Raw genomic sequence first — 14,637 nt, 5'->3', positions numbered from 1 at the left:
CGATGCTGCCAGCCTCGGCTTTAGCGGTGCATCCTCTTGCTTTCACGCTGCTTTGCGTAAGCATGTGTGTGCCGCTGATTGCTCAAGCCGAGGCCGCCAGCGAGCACAATGCGCTGCCTGCGTTGGGCGCCGCTTCTGATGACGCAAGCGTAGTGGGCCTATCGTCGGGCGGCTACATGGCTACCCAGCTGGCAGTGGCATGGCCCGAGCGTTTTAGCGGCTTGGGTGTACTGGCGGCAGGCCCTTGGAGCTGTGCCCAAGGCTCGCTCAGACTGGCGTTGAATCAGTGCCTGACGACTCGCAACGGCGCGCCGTCATTGGACGACTTACAAACCCGCCATCAGCGTTACCTAGCACGTGATCTTGTGGGTAAAACAGATGCCCTTAGTCAGCTCCGGGCTTATCTGTGGCACGGTGAAGATGATGAAGTGGTTGAGCCTGAACTCGGTGATTTATTAGCCGAGCAATGGCAGGGCTGGCTTGCTTCGCCCGACCAGCTGCGCGTTGTGCGTAGCGAAAATATTGGGCATGGTTGGCCGGTGCGTTTGCCCAGTAACGCCGCTTCTGATCCGCATGAGTGGGGCGACTGCCATCAAGGCGGCGGTAGCTATGTATTATCCTGCGATGAAGACATTGCTGGCGAAATGCTGGATTGGCTCTATCCCGAGCGCGACGTCTCAGATGACGCTAGCTCCAGTGGAGAAGAGAGCGGGGCGCTAATCGCCTTTGATCAAGCGGAATTTGCGGCAAAAGGGTTGGCTGACACGGGCTACGTGTTTATACCGCAAGACTGCGAGGCGGGCGGCTGCCCGGTAACGCTGGCAATTCACGGCTGCCAAATGAATGAAGCGGCGATTGGTGATACGTTCATCCGCTATTCTGGGTTAAATGACTGGGCTGCAGCGCATCAACAAATCGTGCTTTATCCTCAGGCAGAAAGCAGCATGACCAATCCCCAGGGTTGCTGGGACTGGTGGGGATTTGCTGAAAGCACCTGGCAGGTAAGCCCTCAATACGATACCCGCGAAGGGGTTCAAATTAGCGCATTGATGGCAATGCTCGATCGCCTTCAGACAGCGCCAGAGCCAATCGATTAATCCTCTAGCTCAGTTTCTAATGCGGCAACACCTACTTCAAGCCATAGCGGTTTACTGGCCATTTTCATTAACTCCGAATGACATCAAAATCAAACCAGCTGCCGACATTGCCGTCGGCCGTTTTTAGTATGACTCGCGCTCGCCAAGGCATAACTGCCTGAGTGCAGATGCCTACCTGGCCTTGGCCTTGAAAGTGGCCCGGCGAACGGGCGGTAAGGCCAAAACGATGTAAGCCTACATCCATGTCCCGGCCAATAAAATCAACGTCCATCTGCGTGGCTTTCACACCCTCTACTGCTACTTCCAGTGGTAATATCGCTAATGCATCAATGCGCAGGCGGCCAGCGCTAAGCCGGTGATCAGTATCAGTACCCTTAATACGGGGAAGGCTGCAGGGGATGCAGCTTTGGACATCATCTTCATGGCAGAATAATCGCTACGCAAGGCGTCAGGCGGAAATGATTGCCATGGTAACAGTAATCAAGTCGATATCGTTGTGCTTGAGTGTCGCAGGTATAAGGAACGCAAATGGAGAGTATCACCGGCGCTTTAGGCCCATTGTTTTTATTGATTTTACTGGGTGCAGTACTAGGTAACTGGCGGTGGCCAAGCGATACTTTTTGGCCGCAGATGGAACGGCTGATTTACTTTGTACTGTTCCCAGCGATGCTGGTGGGCACCTTGGCCACCGCCGATGTGACCCAGGTGCCGGTCGGCCGTTTAGCGCTAGTGTTACTGGGCGCGATGGCTTTTTTTGGGCTGCTGCTATGGCGCTTGCGTGGCTGGTTACGGCTCGCACCCGCTGCGTTTACCTCTGTGTTCCAAGGCGCCGTACGGTTTAATACCTATGTTGGCGTTGCCGGTGCCGCCGCGCTACACGGCAGCTTAGGAGCGACCACCGCTGCGGTCGCTGTTGCTCTGATGGTGCCGGTGGTCAACGTCATGTGTGTCGCAAGCTTTGTCGGCGCAGGAACCTTGGGCAGTGCAAGCCTGGGTAAAAGCGTTATGGCGCTGGTTAAAAACCCGTTGATTTTGGCTTGTCTCGTGGGTATTGGTCTGAATGTCTCGGACATCGGTTTACCCGGCTGGAGTCATGCGACAGTTGGCTTGCTAGGCCGCGCGGCTTTGCCGCTTGGGCTGGTAGCCGTAGGCGTTGCACTACGCCCAGCGGCGCTGCTACGTATTGACCGTGGCGTGCTGGCCACTAACAGCGTTAAGCTGTTATTAATGCCGGCATTCGTGCTGATATTAACCTGGATATTACAGCTAGACCCTGTCAGCCGGGACGTGGCGCTACTGTTTGCAGCGCTGCCGACCGCCACGTCCGCGTATATTCTAGCGCGTCAGCTGGGAGGCGATGCCGAGCTGATGGCGGCCATCATCACGGGGCAAACATTATTAGCAATGCTCACACTGCCGCTATGGCTGAAGCTGGTAAGCTAATTAAGAAACTAAATAAAAAATATTCGTATTTGTATTGACGGCTTGAATGAGAATGATTACAGTGTGTTTGTGGCGTTTGATGAGACGCCACGACCAAGACAGATACTTCGCAAAGATCAGCGTCAGTTGACTGTCATGGTTTCTCCCTCTCATTGCTAGTCACGGTCTTTTGCCACTCCTTTGGAGTGGCTTTCTTTTTTCTACCTCTCGCTAATAACCTCTCCTTGCTAATGCTCTGCGCAAATTAGCGTTACTCGTTTTGTGCTCGTCGCCTATGCTGTCGTTATCACCGCTTATTTCTTAATGCATTTGTGAATAGATTTTTTGTGGGAGCACTGGGTCATGCGCATTGCCGTTTTTAGTTCTAAACCCTATGACCGGATATTTCTGACCCGCGCCAATACGGCTGGCAAGCATACATTGAGCTTTTTCGATACGCGCCTCACGGCTGACACGGCGTTTATGGCTAAGGGTTTTGACGGAGTATGCGCCTTCGTCAACGATTGCCTTGATGCCGCGGTATTAGAAATGCTCTATAAAAGCGGTTCAAGGCTGGTAGCGTTGCGCTCAGCTGGTTTTAATCATGTGGATCTAGCGGCAGCGGCTAGATTAGGCATGACGATTGTACGCGTTCCCGCCTATTCGCCGCATGCGGTCGCTGAGCATGCTGTGGCGCTTCTGCTCAGCCTGAATCGAATGACCTATCGCGCCTATAACCGCGTGCGTGAGGGAAATTTTTCTCTGGATGGCCTGCTGGGTTTTGATCTCAATGGCAAAACGGTCGGCGTTGTTGGCACGGGACAAATCGGGCTGATTTTTGCCGATATCATGCATGGCTTTGGCTGCCAGATGTTGGCTTATGACCCTTTTCCCAACTCGGATGCAAAACCATTTATAAAGTACGTGCCGCTACCAACACTGTTCTCTAAAGCCGATATTATTTCCCTGCACTGCCCTCTAACGCCTGACACTCATCATTTGATTAATAGCGATGCCATCGCGCAAATGAAAGCTGGGGTCATGATTCTAAACACGGGTCGCGGTCGCGTGGTTGATACCCAGGCCGTCATCGCCGGCCTGAAAAGCGGCAAAATCGGCCGCCTTGGCTTGGATGTCTATGAAGAGGAGGAGCAGCTATTCTTTGAAGACTTATCCGAACAAGTGATTAGCGATGATCAGTTTATGCGTCTGACAACCTTTCACAATGTGCTGATCACCGGCCATCAGGCCTTCTTCACCACAGAGGCCTTAACGAATATTGCTGAGACCACCCTAGCCAATATCGACGCCTTTGAAAGTGGTGAAGGGGCGATGCATCAGGTGTTGAACGCTAAATGCGCCCCCCAAGATGCTGACGGCGCGCGCACTGCGTTTGAATAGGCAGCACTAAAAATAGCTTAATCTTGACGCTGGTAAATCAAATCCCATACGCCGTGGCCGAGCTTTTCGCCGCGTGCTTCAAACTTGGTCAGCGGGCGAAACGTGGGGCGGGGTACATAGGGGGCCGTTTCCTGGGTGGCCGTGTTGGCATAGCCGGGGGCTATTTCCATCACCTCGGCCATCCACTCGGCGTAGGCTTCCCAGTCAGTTGCTAAGTGAAAGGTGCCGCCGGGCATCAGGCGCGTACGAATTAGCTCGACGAACGCTGGTTGCACGATGCGTCGCTTATGATGTTTTTTCTTCGGCCATGGGTCGGGGAAGAACAGCTGCAGCGTGGTCAGCGAACCTTCGGGAAGGCACTGCTCAAGCACTGCTAGAGCGTCTTCCCGATAAACGCGCAGGTTACTAAGGCCGCGCTTGTCGACTTCATCAAGTAGTTTGCCAACGCCGGGGGCATGGACTTCAATGCCAATAAAGTCAGTCTCTGGGTGAGTCTGGGCCTGTTCGATAAGCGAGTTACCCATGCCAAAGCCGATTTCCACTACGCGTGGCGCCTGGCGTCCAAAGAGTGCGTCTAGGTCTTGACGGCCTTGCGCGATGGTCAAGCCAAAGCGCGGCCATACATCGTCTAATCCGCGGTTCTGTGCCGGGGTCATTCGGCCCGCGCGAATCACATAGCTTTTAATGCCGCGGCGGTGCAACGGAGCATCTTGGCTTTCTGGGCCGGTGTTGTTCTCAAGGGAGCTGTCTTGAGAATCGCTATTTTCAGGGCTGTTTTCAGAGCTAGATTCAGTCATGGGGTCTCGAATCAATTAACCGTTAATACGGCCTGCGAAAGGTGAGGAAGGGTCGGCGGATTGCCGACGTGGCATGCGGCCGGCTAAAAATGCATCGCGTCCGGCCTCAACGGCCAGCTTCATGGCGTTGGCCATGCGTAGCGGCTCGCGGGCGTGAGCAATGGCCGTATTCAGCAACACGCCGTCGCAGCCTAGCTCCATGGCCATGGCCGCGTCTGACGCAGTGCCAATACCTGCATCCACCAGCACCGGCACGCTGCTGCGCTCAACAATGAGGCGTACGTTGTGCGGGTTCTGAATGCCGTGGCCAGAGCCAATCAGCGAGCCCAGCGGCATGATGGCGCAGCAACCCATCGCTTCTAATTCGAGAGCCACAATAGGGTCGTCGCTGGTGTACACCATCACATCAAAACCGTCGGCAAGCAGTGTTTCGGCTGCTTTTAGCGTTTCTACCACGTTGGGATAAAGCGTGGTTTCGTCACCGAGTACTTCCAGCTTGACCAGGTTATGGCCATCAAGCAGCTCGCGGGCTAAGCGGCAGGTGCGCACCGCGTCTTTAGCGGTATAGCAGCCAGCGGTGTTAGGTAGCAGGGTGTAGCGCTGGGGCGAGATAACGTCCAACAGATTGGGCGCACCGGCATCCTGGCCTAAGTTAGTACGGCGGACGGCAAACGTGACGATTTCAGCGCCGCTCTGGGCAATGGCGGCGCCGGTTTCTGTAAAATTTTTGTACTTGCCGGTGCCAACCAGCAGGCGCGAGTGAAAATCGCGCCCGGCAATGGTTAGCGGGGCATCGGCTAGCGGTGCAGAGGTAGGTTGCGTCATAGTATTTCCTTTAGCCGCCGCCAATGGCATGCACGACTTCCACGTGGTCACCATCGGCCAGGCAGGTATTGGCGTGCTGGCTGCGGGGGACAATCTCTTCGTTAATTTCAACGGCGATACGACGACCGCTAAGGCCTAGCTGTTCCACTAGGTCGGCGGCGGTAAGGCCAGCCGCCAGCGTATGTGGCTCACCGTTTAGCTCTATTTGTATGGGCATAGCTTGTGTAGACATGAATAGGAGTGTCTCATTCGTCGTGGCAATGCGTTGCCTATTGTAGCGGTTTCGAGCCGTTCAAGGTACGCCATGAGTGCAATCAGCGCGTAGGGCGCAATCAAACGGGAGGCAATAGAGCAACGTGCAGCGAACAGATAAAGTGTGGTGGTGTGTCGTGGCGCTCTCGGGCGTATTAATGGTGATGCTGGGTGCCTATGCAGCGCATGGCATGCAGGCACGGACGACCCAAGCAATGGTCAGCGCTGTTGAAACCGGCGTACGTTATCAAGCATGGCACACGCTTGCCATGATGATAGTGCTGGTATGGAAGCGGGTACAGCCGCTAAGTGGCCAGCGCTGGATATTAGCCTGCTGGGCGCTGGGTGTTGCTGGCTTTTCGGGGTCACTCTACGTAATGGCGCTGGCGGGGCTTAGCGTCGGCATCGTCACGCCGATAGGTGGCCTGCTGCTGATGTTAGGCTGGGTAATGCTGGCAATTACGGTCGTGAAAGCCTCGTAAGCCGCCCGTAGCGCTTTTTTATGGGGCTTGTTCTGTGCGCCTGCTATCGACACGCGCGATGTCTGCTGGCGCGTCGATATCGATAAGCGTGCCGTCGTCCTGCACGTCATATTCTCGATACTGGGATAAATGGCGACGAATAACCGGCTGGGCGCCACTATTGCCACTTAACGTTTCAAGCGCTGGCCAGAATTCTCGTCCAAAAATCACCGGATGGCCTGGCCGCCCTTCATAGCAGGGTCGCAGGATGGTGTCGCGGGTGGCTAACCGCTGAAGCGCCAGCAGCGTCTTGCGTTCAATGCAGGGCATGTCGCCCAATAAAATCGCGACCGCCTGAACGTGATCCAGACGCGGGTCATGACTCAGCGCGGCTACCGCTTCGGCGAGGCTTGATCCCAGGCCCAAGTGCGCTGTTTGCAGCTGAATTAGCGCCATGGTGTCGGCCAGGCCGAGTAAGCTTGGCGTGTCGTCTTCACGAATCGCCACGCGTAGCAGCGTAAAGGAATACTCAGCATGGGCGACGGACGTTGCCAGCAGCGACTGCCCGCTGGCTAGCATCGCGCTGCGCTTGTCGTGCTGGCCAAAGCGCCGGGAGTAGCCGGCGGCCATCACTAAGGCGACAACGTGGCTAGAGCTCATTAATGGCGCGCCCATGCTGCACTCGCACAATGTCTGCCATGACGGCGAGAGCGATTTCCGCCGGGGTCTTGCTGCCTAACGCTAAGCCAATCGGCATATGCAGTCGGTTGACTTCTTTTTCGCTTAGCCCGCCGGAGCGCAGCAGCCGCCCGGCGCGGGCAGCTGATGTGCGTCTTGAGCCCATTACACCAATATAAAAAGCCGGCGTGCGCACCGCTTCTATCATGGCCAAATCATCAATGCGCGGGTCGTGGGTGAGCGCTACAACTGCGGTGGCGCTATGGCAAGCACCGGCAGCGATATAAACGGAAGGCAGTAACGCTTTAACCGCTACGCCGGGTACTGAAAAGTCCTCGCAGGCTGCCTCATCGGGGTCACAGACAATGACTTCAAACCCCAGGGTGACAGCGAAGGCAGCGCACGGGGCTGAAATCGGTGAAATGCCGGCAATAATGAGCCTTCTGGCGGGGGCGAGGCGCATCTGAACAATGCCTGATTCAGCATCGTGTATTACCCGCGGGCCTAGGCCGGGCTCATCGGTAAAGTAACGCTCCCCGCTGGATAAATGCACGTTACGTAGCACGCGGCGGTGGCCTTGCAGGGCGGCCAGCAAGGTCGTTAGGTGTTCAAGTGTCTCGGGTTCGGCGGGTAGACGTTCGATCAACACGTCTAGAATGCCCCCGCAGGGCAGCGCGAGGTGAGCGCCTTGCGCGTCGTTAGGGTCGCCATAGCGCATGACGGTGATCGGCTGATCAAACTCACCCGCGCCCAGGCGCTGTATAAAGTCCTCTTCTACGCAGCCCCCTGATAGTGAGCCGATAAACTGTCCCGTTTGGCTGACCACCATCCATGACCCGGGGGCGCGTGGCGATGAGCCAAACGTTGCCAGTACGGTGCACAGCCAAAGCGTTTCACTTTTCTGTGCCCACGCGATGGCTTGCTCGATCACCTGTCGATCTAAATGCTGCATTTCAAACGCATCCCCTTGTTAGCAAACGGCTTCCATTGCCCGTGTTGGCGTGGGCCGTCATCTCACGACATGTTTTTTTAAGCAATTTCGGCTCAGGAGACAGGTTGCTTACAACAATTATGGCTATGCTAAAGCGGTTATGTCATTCATTAAACGACCGCAGTGAGCAAGGAAGGCATCATTTATGAACCCACCTAGTAGCGTTCAAAGGCGTGACGACACCTTACGCAGTGGCGCTGAGAGCTCAAGCGTCTCTTTCGTGGTCAATGGAGCAAGACACGACGTTGAGCTGGATAACCGCACGACATTGCTGGACGCATTGCGTGAGCGTTTAAAGCTGACGGGCACAAAAAAGGGCTGCGACCATGGGCAGTGCGGCGCCTGCACGGTGTCGGTTAATGGCGAGCGGATTAACGCCTGCCTGACGCTGGCCGTTATGCACGACGGTGATGATATTTTGACCATCGAGGGGCGAGCAGCAGCCGACCAGCTCGACCCCATGCAGCAAGCGTTTATCGATCATGATGCGTTTCAGTGCGGTTACTGCACCCCAGGACAAATCTGTTCGGCCAGCGCAGTGCTGGAAGAAATGCAGGCAGGCTTTCCCAGCCATGTAACCAATGATTTAACCGCACCGATCGAAATAACCGATGCCGAAATTCGTGAGCGGATGTCGGGCAATCTGTGCCGCTGCGGTGCTTACTCCAATATTTTAAAAGCGATTACTCAGGTCGCTAAGGAGCGCGCATGAGAGCCTTCTCTTATGAACGAGTGAGCGACCCGGCCCAAGCGGCCGCGCGGGCTGCAGAGGTGCCCGGCGCTAAATTCATCGCCGGAGGCACCAATCTACTTGATTTGATGAAGCACGAGATTGAAATCCCGCAGCACTTGATCGATGTGACGGGAACCGGGCTCAATGATATTACGCCCACCAGCGGCGGCGGTTTGCGCGTGGGGGCAATGGTACGCAATAGCGGGCTTGCGGCCGACCCACGCATTCGCCGAGATTATGGCGTATTAAGCCGGGCGCTGGTGTCGGGCGCCTCGGGCCAGCTGCGTAATAAAGCCACTACGGGCGGCAACCTTTTACAGCGCACCCGCTGTCCCTACTTTTATGATACGGCGATGCCTTGCAATAAGCGTGCGCCTGGCGCGGGCTGTGCGGCACTGGGTGATGGCGCGACGTCGCGCCAACTGGGAATTATCGGCACGTCTGATCGGTGTATCGCCACCCACCCTTCGGATATGGCCGTTGCGCTCAGGGTATTGGACGCTGACATAGAGACCGTCATGCCCAGCGGCAAAACTCGGCGCCTCACGCTTGATGAGTTTTACCGCCTGCCTGGCGACACACCCGAGGTGGAAAATGCGCTGGAACCAGGCGAAATGATTACCGCCGTGGTTCTACCAGCGCCTGTCGAAGGGCGTCACGCCTATTATAAAGTGCGCGACCGCGCCTCTTACGCCTTTGCACTGGTATCCGTTGCGCTAATCAAGACCCCTGACGGCAGCGGGCGTGTGGCGCTGGGCGGCGTTGCCCCCAAGCCGTGGCGGCGCGAGGAAGCTGATGCGGCGTTGCCGAAGGGGGCAACTGCGCTAATGGAGCGCTTGCTCAACGGCGCCCGCCCCACGCAAGAGAACGCCTTCAAGCTTACCCTGGCAGAGCGAACGCTTGCCGCGCTGCTGGCTCAGGAGTGACCCCATGGATTTCAATCAACCCACCGAAGACAACCTGTTTGATCGCGCCCGTATTATCGGCAAGCCCCATGCGCGGATTGACGGCATCCTAAAAGTCACGGGCCGTGCACCTTACGCCTACGAGCGTCATGACGTGGTGGCGAATCAAAAGGTCGGCTACCCATTGTGCGCCACCATTGCCAATGGGCGAGTTACCCACATGGATGCGTCGGCTGCGCGTGGCGCGCCGGGCGTCGTCAGCGTGGTGACAACGCTAGAGATTGAGCCATTGGGCCGCGCCAAAAGTAACGACGCACGGCTGTTTGGGGGCGACGTTATCGAGCATTACCATCAGGCGATTGCGGTGGTGGTGGCCGACACCCTTGAGCAGGCGCGCAGCGCTACCGCGCTGATCAAGGTGAGTTACGAGGAAGCGCCGGGGGTCTTTGACCTTGAGGCAGCCTGGGAGCGCCTGCAGGGCACCGGCGAGCCGCTAGCCGATGTGGGCGACGTGGACGCTGCGTTTGCAGCTGCGCCTGTCACGGTGGATGAGATTTATCGCACCGCTTCCCAAAGCCACGCCATGATGGAGCCGCATGCCTCAATCGTCGACTGGTCAGATGGCCAGCAGATGACGGTATGGACCTCGAATCAAATGATTGCCTGGACGCATAAGGCGCTGGCGACCACGTTTAATATCGAGCCAGACACTATCCGTTTAGAAAGCCCCTACGTTGGCGGTGGCTTTGGCGGCAAGCTTTGGCTACGTGCCGATGCGGTGCTGGCAGCGCTTGGCTCACGTGCTTGCGGGCATCCGGTCAAGCTGGCCTTGCCGCGCCCCATGGTGTTCAACAATACCACCCATCGCTCCGGCACTATTCAGCGCCTGCGCATTGCCGCCAATGCTCAGGGCAAGATTACCGCCTTCGACCATTCGGCGGTATCGCATACGCTGCCCGGCGGCAGCGGCGAGAATCCGGTCAATCAGACCCGCACGTTTTATGCCGCAGAGAGTCGCCGTGTGTCCCACCAGGCCATCGACATGAATCTTCCTGAGTCAGCGGATATGCGTGCGCCAGGCGAGGCGTCGGGGCTTGCTGCGCTAGAAATTGCCATGGATGAAATGGCGGAAAAGCTGGGTATGGATCCCGTCGAGTTTAGAATTCTCAACGATACGCAGGTGGACCCCGAGGATGCCTCCAAGCCGTTTAGCGAACGCCACTTTGTTGAATGCTTACGCCAAGGTGCCGACGCCTTCGGCTGGGAGGCACGTAACCGCACTCCGGGGGCAATGAGAGAAGGGCAGTGGCTGATTGGCCATGGCATGGCCGGCGCTTATCGCGGGGCGCTGACGCTGAACTCCGGCGCGCGCGTTCGCCTGCAGGGCGGGCGGTTGATCGTTGAGACGGATATGACCGATATCGGCACCGGCTCTTACACCATTATTGCCCAGACAGCTGCCGAAACAATGGGGCTTGAGCTAGCCGACGTCGAGGTCAGGCTGGGCAACAGCGATTATCCTGTCTCCTCCGGTTCGGGCGGCCAGTTCGGCGCCGCTAGCGCCACCGCCGGCGTGTATGCCGCTTGTTTGGCCCTTCAAGCGCTGATCGCCAAGCGTTTAAATCTCGACACGCCGCGCTTTGAAAACCGCCGAGTGGTGGCAGATGCGACTGACCTCGCACTTGCCGATATCCTCGATGGCGAAGAGCTGGTCGCTGAAGATACGATGCACTTTGGTGATTTTCAAGACAGCATGCAGATGGGCACCTTTGCGGCGCATTTTGTTGAAGTGGCTGTGCATGCGCATACTGGCGAAACCCGTGTTCGACGCATGCTGGCGGCATGTGATGCGGGGCGCATTCTAAACCCGATAACGGCGCGTAGCCAGGTGCTTGGCGGTATGACAATGGGCGTCGGTGCCGCCTTGATGGAGGGGCTCACCGCCGATCTTGAGCGTGGCTTCTTCGTCAATCACGATCTCGCCAGTTATGAGGTGGCGGTGCATGCCGATATTCCTCAACAGGAGATTATTTTCCTGGACACGGCGGATGCGGCCTCAACGCCTCTCAAGGCAAAGGGCGTGGGTGAACTGGGTATTTGTGGCGTGCCGGCCGCGGTTGCCAACGCGATCTATAATGCGACCGGCGTTCGGCTACGTGAGTACCCGATGACGCTTGATCGAATGATCGACCAGCTCCCTGAAGTAAGCTAGCGCAATCAGGTAATGGGCAGCGCATAGCTGGCGGTGACATGCGCGACAGGGCGTATGTCATCGCTGGCTGAGTATATTTGCACTTCCCCAACGCCTAAGCGGCGGCCGAGTTTAATCAATTTGGCATGGGCGATAATGTCGTGATCACCAGAGGCCGCACGTAGGAAGTGGCAGTTGAAATCGCTGGTCACGGCCATGGGTTCCGGGCCAATCTGCGCCAAAATAGCCACATACAGTGCGACGTCCGCGAAGCCCATCATGGTGGGGCCGGAAACGCGCGGGCCAGGGCGCAGGTGCTCGTGGCCAATTTTTAGCCGCATAGTGGCACGCATCTCGCCGACGCTCTCAATCCTACCCATTCGCTGGGGAAAGACGTCATCCAGAAAGCGTTCAATCTGCTCGGCGTTCATCACGGTCATTGTTGTTTTCCTTTTATAAAAAAAGCCCCGAGGCATAAGCCTCGAGGCTGATTACACCATAAAACCAATTTACTAGGTCTTATGAACCTATGCTTTATGAACCTGTGCTTTATGCACCTGGCGCCACGCGTGAAGTAGCGGCTCGGTATAGCCAGAAGGCTGTTCGCGACCTTTGAAGACCAGGTCTGAAGCCGCTTTAAAGGCGGTGGAACCCTCAAAGTCAGCGCTCATGGCGGTATAGGTCGGGTCGTCTGCGTTCTGCTCGTCGACGACTTTCGCCATACGTTTGAGCGTTTCTTCCACCCGCGGCGCATCAACAATGCCGTGGTGCAGCCAGTTGGCAATGTGCTGGCTGGAAATGCGCAGCGTGGCGCGGTCTTCCATCAGGCCCACGTTGTGAATATCCGGCACTTTCGAGCAGCCCACGCCGTGCTCTACCCAGCGTACAACGTAGCCCAGAATGCCCTGGCAGTTATTATCTAGCTCCTGCTGCTTCTCTTCATCCGACCAGTTAGCGTTTTCAGCCACCGGCACTGTGAGCAGGTCGTCTAAGTAGTCAGGCTCGCCCAGGGCTTCCAGCTCGCGCTGAACGTCGGTGACGTTGACCTGGTGATAATGCAGAGCGTGCAGCGCAGCTGCGGTCGGCGAAGGCACCCAGGCGGTATTAGCGCCGGCTTTCGGGTGGCCGATCTTCTGCTCTAGCATGTTGTGCATCAGGTCAGGCATGGCCCACATGCCTTTACCAATTTGCGCGCGGCCGCGCAAGCCACAGGCAAGGCCGACTTGCACGTTGCTCTTCTCATACGCGGTGATCCATTTGGCGCTTTTCATATCGCCTTTGCGGACCATGGGGCCTGCTTCCATCGCGGTATGCATTTCATCACCGGTACGATCCAGGAAGCCGGTGTTGATAAACGCCACGCGCGAAGCCGCTTCAGCAATGCACGCCTTGAGGTTAACGGTGGTGCGGCGCTCTTCGTCCATGATGCCCATTTTCAGGGTGTCGCGGCTCATGCCCAAAATGTCTTCAACGCGACCGAACAGCTCGTTAGCGAAGGCCACTTCCGCCGGGCCGTGCATTTTCGGCTTGACGATATAAACAGAACCGGTGCGTGAGTTACGTGGCTGATCGGCGTCTTTGTTTAGGTCGTGCAACGCCAGTAGCGAGGTCACTACCGCATCCAGAATACCTTCCGGAAGCTCGTTGCCATCTTCGTCCAGAATTGCCGGTGTGGTCATTAAATGACCGACATTGCGCACGAACATCAGCGAACGGCCGGGCAATGTAACGCTGCCGCCATCGGTGGTTTGCCAAGTGCGGTCAGCGTTGAGCTTGCGCGTAAAGGTCTTGCCACCTTTATCGATATTCTCTTCGAGATCGCCCTTCATCAGGCCCAGCCAGTTGCTGTAAACACCAACCTTGTCTTCTGAGTCGACCGCGGCGATGGAGTCTTCGCAGTCCATAATGGCGGTCAGAGCCGCTTCAACCACCACATCTTTCACGCCAGCCGGGTCGGTTTTGCCGATTGAATCGGTTGGATCAATCTGGATTTCCAGATGCAGGCCATTATTAGCGAGCAGTATGGAGTCAGGCTTAGCGGCGTCACCGGTAAAACCGATCAGTTTGCCCGAGTCTTTCAGGCCGGTGTCACGCCCGCCTTCCAGAGTGACCACCAAGTGTTCGTCACGAATGGCGTATTTGATCGCATCACGGTGCGAGCCAGTAGCGAGCGGCGCCGCGCGGTCCAGCACGCCGCGGGCGTAGGCAATGACCTTGGCACCGCGTTTTGGATTGAAGCTGGTGCCTTTTTCAGCGCCATCTTCTTCTGAAATAGCGTCAGTGCCGTAAAGCGCATCGTAAAGGCTACCCCAGCGCGCGTTAGCGGCGTTCAGCGCATAGCGCGCATTGCTAACCGGCACAACCAGCTGGGGGCCGGCTTGCACGGCAACTTCGCGGTCAACGTTAGCTGTGGTGGCCGCCACGTTGGCAGGAGAGTCAGCTAAATAGCCAATCTCTTTCAAAAAGCGGCGATACGCTGGCATATCGTTAACACGGCCAGGGTTTTCCCGATGCCAAGCATCCAGTTTTTCCTGCAGCGTGTTGCGCTCTTCCAGCAATTGACGGTTTTTGGGTGTCAAATCGTGAAACAGGGCATCAACACCGGCCCAAAAGGCCTTTTCATCAACGCCTGTTCCTGGTAGCGCCTGTTCATTGATAAAACGATCTAGATCGGTTGCCACCTGTAAACCGTGGCGCGTGATACGCTCGCTCATAGGGTTTCTCCTGTCAGATTGCTTGTGGGTAATATGTTTGCCACAAGCAGAGTAAAATATATTTATGGAAAATAATTCCATATCTGGTTGGGCATGTAAACAGCGTAGACCCTAAAGTGGTAAAATGCTCGACCAAATGACTAGGTGCTAGGTGCTAGGTGCTGAGTACT

The 14,637-nt window shown here is 56.7% G+C and carries 15 protein-coding genes; 7 read left to right on the top strand and 8 right to left on the bottom strand.

Annotated features, from left to right (window positions below; genetic code table 11):
- The first annotated feature begins 2 nt into the window (after positions 1-2).
- Positions 3-1,097 (top strand): poly(3-hydroxybutyrate) depolymerase, encoded by a 1,095-nt coding sequence (locus ACT3TR_RS07980; protein WP_192536005.1) that lies wholly within the window; start codon positions 3-5, stop codon positions 1,095-1,097.
- A 67-nt stretch (positions 1,098-1,164) separates the two neighbouring features.
- On the opposite strand, the gene ACT3TR_RS07975 is transcribed toward ACT3TR_RS07980, so the two are convergent.
- A complete protein-coding gene (locus ACT3TR_RS07975; RefSeq protein ID WP_225734384.1) occupies positions 1,165-1,383 on the bottom strand; it encodes a hypothetical protein in 219 nt (72 codons plus the stop codon).
- Between the two features lie 242 nt (positions 1,384-1,625).
- On the opposite strand from ACT3TR_RS07975, the gene ACT3TR_RS07970 reads away from it, so the two are divergent.
- Positions 1,626-2,540, top strand: a complete 915-nt coding sequence (locus tag ACT3TR_RS07970) for an AEC family transporter (RefSeq protein WP_192536004.1) — start codon at positions 1,626-1,628, stop codon at positions 2,538-2,540.
- A gap of 342 nt (positions 2,541-2,882) precedes the next feature.
- Positions 2,883-3,920: a 2-hydroxyacid dehydrogenase gene (locus ACT3TR_RS07965; protein WP_192536003.1), complete on the top strand. Its 1,038-nt coding sequence runs from the start codon at positions 2,883-2,885 to the stop codon at positions 3,918-3,920.
- A gap of 17 nt (positions 3,921-3,937) precedes the next feature.
- On the opposite strand, the gene trmB is transcribed toward ACT3TR_RS07965, so the two are convergent.
- The 3 genes from trmB to thiS are packed head-to-tail and all read right to left on the bottom strand — an operon-like array spanning position 3,938 to position 5,759.
- The gene (gene trmB / locus ACT3TR_RS07960; protein ID WP_192536002.1) at positions 3,938-4,717 is read right to left on the bottom strand and encodes a tRNA (guanosine(46)-N7)-methyltransferase TrmB; all 780 of its coding nucleotides are present in this window, start codon (positions 4,715-4,717) and stop codon (positions 3,938-3,940) included.
- 15 nt (positions 4,718-4,732) lie between these two features.
- Complete coding sequence (locus ACT3TR_RS07955; RefSeq protein ID WP_193063151.1) at positions 4,733-5,542, bottom strand: thiazole synthase; 810 nt, start codon at positions 5,540-5,542, stop codon at positions 4,733-4,735.
- 10 nt (positions 5,543-5,552) lie between these two features.
- Complete coding sequence (gene thiS, locus ACT3TR_RS07950; RefSeq protein WP_096282237.1) at positions 5,553-5,759, bottom strand: sulfur carrier protein ThiS; 207 nt, start codon at positions 5,757-5,759, stop codon at positions 5,553-5,555.
- Between the two features lie 139 nt (positions 5,760-5,898).
- Here thiS and ACT3TR_RS07945 point away from each other — a divergent pair, with 139 nt between their 5' ends.
- Positions 5,899-6,276 carry a DUF423 domain-containing protein gene (locus tag ACT3TR_RS07945; RefSeq protein ID WP_192536000.1) on the top strand — a complete coding sequence of 126 codons (378 nt, stop codon included), beginning with the start codon at positions 5,899-5,901 and terminating at the stop codon, positions 6,274-6,276.
- 18 nt (positions 6,277-6,294) lie between these two features.
- On the opposite strand, the gene ACT3TR_RS07940 is transcribed toward ACT3TR_RS07945, so the two are convergent.
- Positions 6,295-6,915, bottom strand: coding sequence for a nucleotidyltransferase family protein (locus ACT3TR_RS07940; protein WP_192535999.1), 621 nt, complete (start codon positions 6,913-6,915; stop codon positions 6,295-6,297).
- Positions 6,905-7,885, bottom strand: a complete 981-nt coding sequence (locus tag ACT3TR_RS07935; protein WP_096277074.1) for an XdhC family protein — start codon at positions 7,883-7,885, stop codon at positions 6,905-6,907. Before ACT3TR_RS07935 ends, ACT3TR_RS07940 begins: the two co-directional genes overlap by 11 nt.
- Before the next feature lie 184 nt (positions 7,886-8,069).
- Here ACT3TR_RS07935 and ACT3TR_RS07930 point away from each other — a divergent pair, with 184 nt between their 5' ends.
- The 3 genes from ACT3TR_RS07930 to paoC are packed head-to-tail and all read left to right on the top strand — an operon-like array spanning position 8,070 to position 11,774.
- Positions 8,070-8,636, top strand: coding sequence for a 2Fe-2S iron-sulfur cluster-binding protein (locus ACT3TR_RS07930; RefSeq protein ID WP_096277076.1), 567 nt, complete (start codon positions 8,070-8,072; stop codon positions 8,634-8,636).
- Positions 8,633-9,583 carry an FAD binding domain-containing protein gene (locus ACT3TR_RS07925; RefSeq protein ID WP_096277078.1) on the top strand — a complete coding sequence of 317 codons (951 nt, stop codon included), beginning with the start codon at positions 8,633-8,635 and terminating at the stop codon, positions 9,581-9,583. Before ACT3TR_RS07930 ends, ACT3TR_RS07925 begins: the two co-directional genes overlap by 4 nt.
- Before the next feature lie 4 nt (positions 9,584-9,587).
- Entirely contained in the window at positions 9,588-11,774 is a 2,187-nt protein-coding gene (paoC, locus tag ACT3TR_RS07920; protein ID WP_096277081.1) for an aldehyde oxidoreductase molybdenum-binding subunit PaoC, read from the top strand.
- A 5-nt stretch (positions 11,775-11,779) separates the two neighbouring features.
- Here the strand turns inward: paoC and ACT3TR_RS07915 are convergent, their stop codons facing one another.
- Together ACT3TR_RS07915 and ACT3TR_RS07910 are read right to left on the bottom strand one after the other, a co-directional pair.
- Positions 11,780-12,193 (bottom strand): PaaI family thioesterase, encoded by a 414-nt coding sequence (locus ACT3TR_RS07915; RefSeq protein WP_096277083.1) that lies wholly within the window; start codon positions 12,191-12,193, stop codon positions 11,780-11,782.
- An 87-nt stretch (positions 12,194-12,280) separates the two neighbouring features.
- Positions 12,281-14,467 (bottom strand): malate synthase G, encoded by a 2,187-nt coding sequence (locus tag ACT3TR_RS07910; protein WP_096277085.1) that lies wholly within the window; start codon positions 14,465-14,467, stop codon positions 12,281-12,283.
- Between the last annotated feature and the right edge of the window lie 170 nt (positions 14,468-14,637).

Source organism: Halomonas sp. AOP12-B1-6 (assembly GCF_052379225.1).
Taxonomy (GTDB): domain Bacteria; phylum Pseudomonadota; class Gammaproteobacteria; order Pseudomonadales; family Halomonadaceae; genus Vreelandella; species Vreelandella casei.
This window is presented reverse-complemented; position numbering and strand designations above follow the sequence as displayed.

What these genes read in the sequence shown, in the direction of transcription:
- ACT3TR_RS07980 (WP_192536005.1), top strand. Translation starts at nt 3, where the DNA reads ATGCTGCCAGCCTCGGCTTTAGCGGTGCATCCTCTTGCTTTCACGCTG.
- ACT3TR_RS07970 (WP_192536004.1), top strand. Translation starts at nt 1,626, where the DNA reads ATGGAGAGTATCACCGGCGCTTTAGGCCCATTGTTTTTATTGATTTTA.
- ACT3TR_RS07965 (WP_192536003.1), top strand. Translation starts at nt 2,883, where the DNA reads ATGCGCATTGCCGTTTTTAGTTCTAAACCCTATGACCGGATATTTCTG.
- trmB (WP_192536002.1), bottom strand. Translation starts at nt 4,717, where the DNA reads ATGACTGAATCTAGCTCTGAAAACAGCCCTGAAAATAGCGATTCTCAA.
- ACT3TR_RS07955 (WP_193063151.1), bottom strand. Translation starts at nt 5,542, where the DNA reads ATGACGCAACCTACCTCTGCACCGCTAGCCGATGCCCCGCTAACCATT.
- thiS (WP_096282237.1), bottom strand. Translation starts at nt 5,759, where the DNA reads ATGCCCATACAAATAGAGCTAAACGGTGAGCCACATACGCTGGCGGCT.
- ACT3TR_RS07940 (WP_192535999.1), bottom strand. Translation starts at nt 6,915, where the DNA reads ATGAGCTCTAGCCACGTTGTCGCCTTAGTGATGGCCGCCGGCTACTCC.
- ACT3TR_RS07935 (WP_096277074.1), bottom strand. Translation starts at nt 7,885, where the DNA reads ATGCAGCATTTAGATCGACAGGTGATCGAGCAAGCCATCGCGTGGGCA.
- ACT3TR_RS07930 (WP_096277076.1), top strand. Translation starts at nt 8,070, where the DNA reads ATGAACCCACCTAGTAGCGTTCAAAGGCGTGACGACACCTTACGCAGT.
- ACT3TR_RS07925 (WP_096277078.1), top strand. Translation starts at nt 8,633, where the DNA reads ATGAGAGCCTTCTCTTATGAACGAGTGAGCGACCCGGCCCAAGCGGCC.
- paoC (WP_096277081.1), top strand. Translation starts at nt 9,588, where the DNA reads ATGGATTTCAATCAACCCACCGAAGACAACCTGTTTGATCGCGCCCGT.
- ACT3TR_RS07915 (WP_096277083.1), bottom strand. Translation starts at nt 12,193, where the DNA reads ATGACCGTGATGAACGCCGAGCAGATTGAACGCTTTCTGGATGACGTC.
- ACT3TR_RS07910 (WP_096277085.1), bottom strand. Translation starts at nt 14,467, where the DNA reads ATGAGCGAGCGTATCACGCGCCACGGTTTACAGGTGGCAACCGATCTA.